The organism is Pseudomonas sp. (genome assembly GCF_049645325.1).
Lineage (GTDB): Bacteria > Pseudomonadota > Gammaproteobacteria > Pseudomonadales > Pseudomonadaceae > Aquipseudomonas.
Genome location: NZ_JBARTQ010000672.1, coordinates 1 through 2408, shown reverse-complemented (window position 1 = coordinate 2408; position 2408 = coordinate 1). Strand labels below are relative to the sequence as shown.

Below are 2408 nucleotides of genomic sequence, written 5' to 3'. Positions count from 1 at the left end.
AGCTCGCGTCAGGGCACACCGCTTGCGCTTTCACTCATGTCTAGCTCACATTACTCTGCTGAAAATGAGGTTTGACCGACGGACACGGCTGTGGGCTTCCTGAGAAAGCAGCGGGGCGTTCCCTTCGTCCGCCGGGCGCCGACCAAGAGCGGCCAAGACATCCCGATTCACACTGCGAAAATGACCGTGTCTCACGTTCTGTGGTGGCATTCCCACGTCCAACCGATCATCGATCGCGATCCGACCCGAGCAGACAACGGTTGGAACTGGCTCCTCTACGTCCCCTTCGCCCGAGTCGCTGGGCGCGTTCTAATACGGAAACCGGGCGGCTATACGATCGGGATCACCGACCCGGAGAGAGATCGGTTCATCCCATGCGCCCTCGTGCAGCTGCTGGGGCGTGTGCCTGCGCTCGACGAACACGACCGAGAAAGCGTCTTCGTCTGGTTTCTCTCGACGGCTCCCGATGAGGCGCTGACGACCATCGAAGATCACCCCATACCGGAAGATTGCATCCCTCGGCGCCTGGGATCGATCGCACTCGATGTGGCGGTCACGCACTCGCTCAATGAACGGCGATTCGGTCGGACCGCGCTCTACGCGGACGAGCGTGGCGGCGACGTCTTGCTCCAATGGTATCGCCGGCGCGGCATGACCGTCTTGCCAGACGAGGACGAGCTTCCGCCGGGGCCGAGGCGCTTGTTCAAACCAAGCGACGGCCGCTACTGCTACTACACCGTTCCGGCCGCGATCGCGGCAAGCAAGGAGCTCGATCCACTCCGTTGACGGTACCATCATGCCAACACCCACCACAGCCTTTGCCGATGCGGCCGCCGAGTACGGCGATGTCGATCCCGAAGACATCGAAGCGGTGCAGCACTGGTTCACCGACGAGCTGCCAAATCTGCCGGTGGACACCATCGAGCAAGTTCTTCGCGATCTCCTGGTGCAGGATGGAGCGGCCCCAGCGCGCCAGATCAACCCTGTCTACCCGGAACGAGCGCCCCTGCCGTCCTTGCGTTCGAGTCCGGCGGTGGCCGCTCCACTCCTCGCGGAAGAGTGGAGGCGGCTTTTCAGTAGACTGCTGGGTCGTCTCAGAAGGGGATGAAACCGCACAGCGGTTTGAGTTTTCGCCGGAACTGCACATGCAGCGATCTGCATGTTAGGCGACATCGTGTTGGGAGCGTCTCAGGAAATCGAATCCGAATGGACGACGATCCGATAGATTGCAGGGCCTCCAAAATCGATGTCAACGACGGAGATTCGATCGCCACTGCTCATTTCATGAGCTTGCATTACGCCGGCCTTTTGCGAATCCCCAAGGACGAGGGGAAAACGAGGGGAAATTGGGGGGCTCCGCTACCTGACCAGCTCCACGTCCGCCAGCTTGAAGGTCTTGTTGTAGAACGCCTCCTCAGGTCCGTAGAAGCGGAACATCATGTAAGGCGCCTTGCCCGCCGTCGGGATCCAGTTGTTCTCGTATCCCTTCGGCGCCTTGGGGCCGACATAGAGCGTGACGCTGCCATCCTCGTTCTGCTTCATTTTCGCGATGTCGCGGGATGACAGCCCGGGGCGTTCTTCCTTGGTGTAGATGAAGGCCCAGGGTTCCATGTCATAGATGGTCAGCGACCAGAACTGGTTGACCGGCACATCCTTTGGCACCGTCAGCTTGTATATCTTGCCCGCCTTGAACAGCTTGCCGTTCTTGTCCCGGGCCGTCGCGAGGTACATGGTCGGTGGCTTTGCGGTGACCTTGTTGGGGAAATAGATCGCGGTGAACCAGGGGTGAACCGAGCGGTTGTCGTAGTCGAGCATCCCCTCATAATCCCAGCTGAAACCCATGTTGGGATCGCTGTAGAAGACGTTGCGCCAGCGCCGGCATCGACCAGACCACCGCCTCAAAAGCGCGCTGATAGGTCACCCGGTCGGACAGGTCCTTTACGGAGGGCTTCGAACCGACGGGCGGTTCGCCACCGACTGGATCGGTGGGCAGCTTTTCTGCCGATACCGACGCCGCCAGGGTGGCGGTCATGAGCCCGATCAAAGCTAGCTTGCTCGCTGTTCTTGCTTTCATCATGTCTACTTCACCAACTCGATCTCGCCGATCCTCCAGCTCTTGTCGAAGTACGGCTCGAGCGGACTGTAGATGCGTAGGATCGTGAACCAGCCCTTTCTGGGTACGGTCTGGATCCAGTTGGCCTCCTTGCCCTTCGGCGCCGTCGGGCCGAAGTAGATGTCATACGATCCGTCTTTGTTGGGGACCGCTGCAGGTGACGGGTACGACTGGCTGCCCGCCCGCGGATAGCGCTGCGGTGTGCGCAGCATGGAGCGGGTCTGATTGTCGTACACCGTGAACGACCAGAAATTGTTTTCCGGAATGTTCTTGGGCAACCTCACCTTGTAGGTCT

The 2408-nt window shown here is 60.2% G+C and carries 5 protein-coding genes; 2 read left to right on the top strand and 3 right to left on the bottom strand.

Going from position 1 to position 2408, the window contains the following annotated elements; translation table 11 throughout:
* The first annotated feature begins 90 nt into the window (after positions 1-90).
* Complete coding sequence (locus WBB95_RS28855) at positions 91-786, top strand: hypothetical protein (RefSeq protein ID WP_424490681.1); 696 nt, start codon at positions 91-93, stop codon at positions 784-786.
* Between the two features lie 10 nt (positions 787-796).
* Positions 797-1108, top strand: coding sequence for a hypothetical protein (locus WBB95_RS28850; RefSeq protein WP_424490680.1), 312 nt, complete (start codon positions 797-799; stop codon positions 1106-1108).
* Between the two features lie 251 nt (positions 1109-1359).
* Here the strand turns inward: WBB95_RS28850 and WBB95_RS28845 are convergent, their stop codons facing one another.
* The 3 genes from WBB95_RS28845 to WBB95_RS28835 all read right to left on the bottom strand — a co-directional run.
* The gene (locus tag WBB95_RS28845) at positions 1360-1815 is read right to left on the bottom strand and encodes a DUF1214 domain-containing protein (protein ID WP_424490679.1); all 456 of its coding nucleotides are present in this window, start codon (positions 1813-1815) and stop codon (positions 1360-1362) included.
* A 4-nt stretch (positions 1816-1819) separates the two neighbouring features.
* The gene (locus tag WBB95_RS28840; protein WP_424490678.1) at positions 1820-2032 is read right to left on the bottom strand and encodes a hypothetical protein; all 213 of its coding nucleotides are present in this window, start codon (positions 2030-2032) and stop codon (positions 1820-1822) included.
* 47 nt (positions 2033-2079) lie between these two features.
* Positions 2080-2408 (bottom strand): DUF1214 domain-containing protein (locus WBB95_RS28835; RefSeq protein WP_424490677.1); only part of this gene is annotated, 329 nt, incomplete at its 5' end.